2 protein-coding genes are annotated in these 1,838 nt (G+C 71.8%); both read left to right on the top strand.

Annotated features, from left to right (window positions below; genetic code table 11):
• Positions 1-635: SUKH-4 family immunity protein (locus tag GL263_RS25945; protein WP_228456833.1), on the top strand; the 635-nt coding region annotated here is incomplete at its 5' end.
• Positions 636-788: 153 nt separating this feature from the next.
• Positions 789-1,715, top strand: a complete 927-nt coding sequence (locus GL263_RS25940) for a LysR family transcriptional regulator (protein WP_182858174.1) — start codon at positions 789-791, stop codon at positions 1,713-1,715.
• The last annotated feature ends 123 nt before the right edge of the window (positions 1,716-1,838 follow it).

The raw sequence follows: 1,838 nt of genomic DNA, 5'->3' as shown, positions 1-1,838 counted from the left end.
CCCCCAGACGCGTACCGGCCCCCGCCGCCGCCTCAGGTATGTCCCGTCCTCCGGCCCTCGACGCGACCGAGGTCCACCGCTTCCTCGTGGAGACCTTCGGCGAGCCGGACGTGCTGCGGCACCAGGCAGCCGCGCTCGAGGGCCGCCACCTCCCGGAGTCCGCCACCACCGGACTGCTCACCGCCGGACTCCCCACCGAGATCCCCTACTTCTTCCACGCGGACCGCGACGAGAGGCCCCCGGCCGGCGGACTGTTCACCGACGCCGCGACCTGGCTGCGCGCCCTCGGCGTCGAACCGGCCGCCGTCCCCGCCGCGCTCGCCGACGAGATCCTCGTCGGCAGCGACGGTTCGTCGGCCCTCACCGTCCGGCGCTCCGACGGGCACGTCCGCTCGGTCTCCCCCCGGGGCGAGCTGACCACCCGCCACGTCAACTCCTCGGTCACCGCCCTCTCCCGCAGTCTCGCGCTGCTCGTCCGCACGCGGCAACGGCTCGCCGGTAACGACCCGTTCAGCGCCGGACGGGAGATCGCCGCGTTCCAGGAGCAGCTGGCGGCCACCGACCCGACCGCGCTCGACCACCCCGACAACTGGTGGTCCCTCGTCGTCGAGCAGATGTGGCACGGCCTCTTCTGACCGGCCGCCGAACGGCCGGCCGACCGGCTTCCGGCCGGGCTGGACTTCCGTCCGGCTTCAGTCCGGCTCCCGGCCGGCCCGCGCGCCGGACACTCGCCCGGACGGCCGAAACCTCCCCCACCCCTCACCCCAACTTCTCCTTATGATGCACGGATGTTCGATTCGAGACGGCTGCGCACCTTCCAGGAGGTCGTCCGCACCGGCTCCTACTCGGCCGCAGCCCGCTCCCTCGGCTACACCCAGCCGGCGATCACCCAGCAGATGAAGGCGCTCGAGCGCGAGTTGGGCACGGCGCTCTTCGTCCGCGTCGGGCGCGGACTGCGGCTCACCGAGGCCGGCGAGACGCTCTCCCGCCACGCGACGACGATCCTCGACACGATGACCGTCGCCCGGCAGCAGATGGCGGCACGCACCAGGCTGGCGACCGGTCGGGTCCGGCTGTGCGCGTTTCCCAGCGCCAACGCCACGCTTGTCCCCGGCACCCTCTCCGCCCTCGCGCGGCAGCACCCCGGCGTCGACGTCGAGCTCTCGGAGGAGGAACCGCCCGAATCCCTCACCCGCGTCGTGCGCGGCGAATGCGACGTCGCGCTCGCCTTCACCTACCCCGGTACCTCCGGCGGCGGCGACGCCTCCACCGCCGCAGTCCCCGAGGAACTGGTCGAGATCCCCCTTCTGGAGGACCAACTGGTCGTCCTCCTGCCCCACGTCCACCCCCTCTCCCGCCGCCGGACCGTCACCCTGACGGACCTCGCCGGCGAACGGTGGATCGCCGGCTGCCGCCGCTGCCGTGTCAACTTCCTGCACGAATGCGCCGAACAGGGCTTCGCACCCGACATCGCCTTCACCACCGACGACAACCTGATGGTGCAGAGCCTCGTCGCCGAAGGCCTCGGCGTCGCGCTGATGCCGAGCCTGGTGCTGAACTTCCTCCGCCACCAGGACGTCGTGGGCAGGCCGCTCGCTCCCCCGTCCCGCCGCCGCATCGCCGCGTACGTGCTGCGCGAGCACCTGCGCGTCCCGGCCACCTCACTCGTGCTGGACACCCTACGGCGCACCGCTGACAACAAGCTCGGCTGCTAGGGGGTGTCTTCAAATGATGTCGAGTGGTGGATCATGGTCGGGTGACACGTCGCCATGAACTGTCTGACGAGGAGTGGGAGTTCGTTCGTCCGCTGCTGCCTGTGTCCTTGCGGGGGCGGAAGC

The organism is Streptomyces durbertensis (assembly GCF_014156695.1).
Lineage (GTDB): Bacteria > Actinomycetota > Actinomycetes > Streptomycetales > Streptomycetaceae > Streptomyces > Streptomyces durbertensis.
The sequence above is the reverse complement of the archived record's forward strand: the minus strand, read 5'-3'. Positions and strand labels throughout refer to the sequence as shown.